Here is a 3,713-nt window from a genome sequence, read left to right as displayed (position 1 = left end):
GCATTAAAATAACACCATGGTGTTATTTTAATGCTATTCATTTTTATTATTCCCCCGCCCTATTTCAACCTACATATTTAGTTATATCATCTCGATTTATTTTTTCAATAAACCCATAACCTATTCCTTTAAGTAAAATCAAGTTCATATCTTCATTAATATTTTTTTTATCCAATAAAAGTGCTTTATAAAACTCCTCATTGTCCATATTAGGAAGTTTACTAGGAAGGTTATATTTATTTATAAGTTTTATTAAAAGCTTTAGAGTCCCACTTTTTGTAACTCCCAGCAGTTCGCTGTTTTTTGTAATTGTAATCATCCCCAATGCAACACCTTCTCCATGAGTAAAAGTTTCGTAGTTAAACATTTTTTCTATAGCATGACCTATTGTATGTCCAAAATTAAGAAGCATTCTTTCTCCAACATCTTTTTCATCCACTTGTACCACACTTCTTTTTATATCACAGCATGTATAAATGAGTTCTTCTATATTATTCATAAGTATTTTAACAGTATCATACTCTAAAAGCTTATGGAATAATTTTTCATCTCTAATCGCGGCACATTTTATTACCTCAGCCATACCATCATTAAAAACTCTCTCGCTTAAAGAATTTACAAGATCCGGGTCGATAAATACGGCTTCTGGCTGATAAAAACTTCCTATTAAATTCTTACCACTTCTAGAATTAATAGCTACCTTACCTCCCACACTACTGTCAATTTGTGCAAGGAGTGTGGTTGGAATCTGTATAAAAGCAATTCCGCGTAGTAATATCGAAGCTGCAAAGCCTCCTAAATCGCCAACTACTCCTCCTCCAAAGGCAATAATTAAATCTCCTCTTCCTAAACCAAATTCTAAAATTTCTTCGCAAACGTCTTGTAGTGTTTCAAAGGATTTACTCTTTTCCCCTGGCTCTATTATAACTTTTTTCACAATAAAATTTTCTTCTTTTAAACTATTTTCTATTTTGTCACCATACAGGGATTCCACATTCCGATCTGTTATAATTATTATTTTTTTATTTGCATATATTTTTTTTATCTCACTTCCGATTTTTTGGATTAACCCTTTCTGTATATATATGGGGTAATTTTTATCCGGAAGATTTACCAATATACTATGCGATTTTCCCACTATTACATCTCCCTTCTCCGCTCTCCTGCACTTTCAAACTCAGCCTTTATAAACACTTCATTTTTCTCTTTTAGCGCATTTTTTATTCCCTTTATATTCTGTTCGAAAATTTCAAGTTTATTTATTATATTGTCTACGTTTCCCATAAGTAGCTCAGCCCATAGATCCGCATTAGCATCTGCAATTCTTGTAACATCCTTAAAACCACCGGCTATAAACTTTTCCGTTTCTATTGGAAGGTTATCACTATTCATTAAAGCTGCGGCTATTATATGAGGAAGATGGCTTGTGTATGCTATTATTTCATCATGAGCTCTCGGATCAATTTCAACTACATTTTTACAGCCTAGCTTCTTTATAATACACTCTAAAATGTTTATACTCACTGTATTATTCTTTTGGGTAGGTGTAAGTATATAATTTGCATTACGAAATATTTCCTTGCTGGCATAAGCAAGACCTTTGCTTTCTCTTCCTGCCATAGGATGCCCTCCAATAAAGTCTACATCTTCTCGAATAAATGCATTTACATTTGTTACAAGTGTTTCTTTAATGCCTGCACTATCTGTAATAATAGCTCCACTCTTAAAAAATTCATTGTTCTCTTTTATAAATTTTTCTGTTATATTTGGATATAGTGCAATAATTACTATATCAGAGTTTTTTAATGGAATTTCTGCATTACTATATCCCTTATCTATAATTTCCATATTTTCAGCGGTTTCTATAGCATTTTTATCTATATCTATTCCCCATAAATTTTTAGGTTTTAGATCTTTTAATGCCATTGCAAAAGCTCCACCTATTAGTCCTAGCCCAACTACTGTTATATTAAAGTCTAACCCATCCATTCCCTTTCACCTCAATCTATTATATAAATCGCCCATCTATTTTTGCAATTTCTCGTAGTTTTTGAACTAATGAATCAAAACGTTCTGGTTTAATAGATTGTGCTCCATCACACATTGCATTTTCAGGATCATTATGTACCTCAATCATTAAACCATCCGCACCAACTGCAATGGCTGCTTTTGAAAGTGATTCTACCATCCACCACATTCCGGCAGCATGACTTGGATCAATAATAATTGGAAGATGACTTAATTTTTTAATAGCTGGTACAATACTTAAGTCTAAAGTATTTCTAGTGTATGTTTCAAAGGTTCTAATTCCTCTCTCACAAAGAATTACCTGTTCATTCCCTTCTGCCATTATATATTCTGCTGACATAAGGAATTCTTCAACAGTAGCACATAATCCTCTTTTTAAAAGAATTGGTTTCCTTAGTTTTCCTACTTCTTTTAACAAATCAAAATTTTGCATGTTTCTTGCACCGATCTGTATTACATCTGCATACTCAGAAACTCTATCCATTGCCTTAGTAGACATAAGTTCTGTTACAATAGGTAGACCTGTTTTCTCTTTTGCCATTCTAAGAAGTGTAAGCCCATCTTCTTGCATTCCTTGAAAACTATATGGTGAAGTTCTTGGTTTGTATGCCCCACCTCTCAAAAAAGTAGCTCCTGATTTCTTTACACTTTCTGCTATATTAATAATTTGATCTTCACTTTCTACAGAACAAGGGCCGGCTATTATTGCGATTTTATTTCCTCCAATAGCTTCATTATCAACCTTTATAATAGTGTCCTGTGGGTGAAAAAGTTTATTTGCTCGTTTGAAGGGTTCCAATACTCTAAGAACTTTCTTTACACTTTCATTTGCTTCTAGTTGAATTGGATCAATTCGACTTGTATCCCCTACTAACCCAAATACGCTTTGTGTTTCTCCTTGAATACGCTGTACGGTGCAACCTTTGGCTTCAATTCTCTTCTTTATTCTTTCAATTTCTGTCTCTGGTGCTCTTGGATCCATAATTACTATCATTTCTAATTCCTCCATTTATTTGTGTATTTTTTCGAACAAAAAAGAAGACCCATTAATGAGTCTTCTTTATACATACACTATTGTAGCTTAGCGCCAATTAAAAATTTGCGGTCAACTTACCTACACTGTGATTCGTATTTTTGGACTACTCTCATTAAAAAAGAAAACATATATATTTTTACAGAATAAATAACCAGCGCTAAAATACCAGCCCAAGTTAAAATACATGCTAAAATATAATTGTACTATTCCTTTTCTAATAATGTTTTCCATAATACTTCCCTCCATTTGTGTAAATATTTATAATGTTTATAATATTTGTTTGATTTTTTTTATTAGTATATCAAATATATTAATTTTAGTCAACGTTTTTATTAATTAATTTTCTCAGTTATATAACTTTTTAATTTTTGATGCCATCTATATCATAATCCTTCATCTTATTATACAATGTCTGCCTTTTAATATCTAAGATTTCAGCAGCTTTAGTTTTATTACCGCCTACCTTGTTTAAGGTATATATTATTAGTATTTTTTCATATTCCTTTAGGGTTATTTCTGTTTTGCCCCTTAATTCAACAAAGTTTTTGTCTTTACTTATTTCAATGGGAAAATGATTTTTTGTTAATACTTCTTCGTTTTTCTTTGCTATAACTACTGACCTTTCTATTACATTTTTCAGTTCGCGTAC

4 protein-coding genes are annotated in these 3,713 nt (G+C 31.8%); all 4 read right to left on the bottom strand.

All coding sequences use genetic code 11. The features are described 5' to 3' along the window. Positions 1-64: 64 nt before the first annotated feature. Entirely contained in the window at positions 65-1,138 is a 1,074-nt protein-coding gene (gene aroB / locus ACJAX4_RS22880) for a 3-dehydroquinate synthase (protein WP_435791745.1), read from the bottom strand. A gap of 2 nt (positions 1,139-1,140) precedes the next feature. Continuing rightward, positions 1,141-1,989 (bottom strand): prephenate dehydrogenase, encoded by an 849-nt coding sequence (locus ACJAX4_RS22875; protein ID WP_435791744.1) that lies wholly within the window; start codon positions 1,987-1,989, stop codon positions 1,141-1,143. Positions 1,990-2,008: 19 nt separating this feature from the next. After that, the gene (aroF, locus tag ACJAX4_RS22870) at positions 2,009-3,022 is read right to left on the bottom strand and encodes a 3-deoxy-7-phosphoheptulonate synthase (protein WP_435791743.1); all 1,014 of its coding nucleotides are present in this window, start codon (positions 3,020-3,022) and stop codon (positions 2,009-2,011) included. A 403-nt stretch (positions 3,023-3,425) separates the two neighbouring features. Next, a partial coding sequence (locus ACJAX4_RS22865) for a helix-turn-helix domain-containing protein (RefSeq protein WP_435791742.1) occupies positions 3,426-3,713 on the bottom strand: 288 nt, incomplete at its 5' end.

Origin of the sequence: Clostridium sp. (genome assembly GCF_051278035.1) — a bacterium.
In the GTDB taxonomy this organism is placed as follows: Bacteria; Bacillota; Clostridia; order Clostridiales; family Clostridiaceae; genus Clostridium_AD.
Note: the sequence above shows the minus strand (reverse complement) of the source record. Positions and strands in the feature narration are given on the sequence as shown.

Bases quoted from the DNA above. Each gene is read 5' to 3' on its own strand.
- ACJAX4_RS22875 (WP_435791744.1), bottom strand. From the start codon at position 1,989: ATGGATGGGTTAGACTTTAATATAACAGTAGTTGGGCTAGGACTAATA.
- aroF (WP_435791743.1), bottom strand. From the start codon at position 3,022: ATGATAGTAATTATGGATCCAAGAGCACCAGAGACAGAAATTGAAAGA.